This is a genomic window from Domibacillus sp. PGB-M46 (genome assembly GCF_022668875.1).
GTDB lineage: Bacteria > Bacillota > Bacilli > Bacillales > Domibacillaceae > Domibacillus.
On the sequence record NZ_JAKGCR010000085.1, the window covers coordinates 1 to 307 of the forward strand.

Annotated in this window: 1 protein-coding gene; it reads right to left on the minus strand. The window is 50.8% G+C overall.

Going from position 1 to position 307, the window contains the following annotated elements:
- Positions 1 to 82: 82 nt before the first annotated feature.
- Positions 83 to 307, minus strand: a 225-nt coding sequence (locus L2D08_RS23705) for a zinc ribbon domain-containing protein (protein WP_242238020.1), incomplete at its 5' end; no start/stop codon positions are given.

The window sequence follows — 307 nt, forward strand, 5'->3', positions numbered from 1 at the left end:
AAGTGGGGGATTCCTGGGCAAGAGGATCTCCGACCCCCAGTAATCAGGCTAACCCCGTATTCCAACGGTTTTATGACTAAGCTTAAATAGACTGAAGTGAAAGAAGCCGAAGGGCTTCTTTTTTAATATTCAGGCTCGCATTCAGGTTCCGGTCGTGACGCACACCGCAGGACGGGCATTCCCACACCCGGACAGAGAGATTTTTTACATCCTTATGCTGGTGGCCACAGCCGGAACAGAGCTGGCTTGATGGGAAGAACGGATCGACTTTTATGATCGTCCGTCCGTACCACTTCGCTTTGTATGC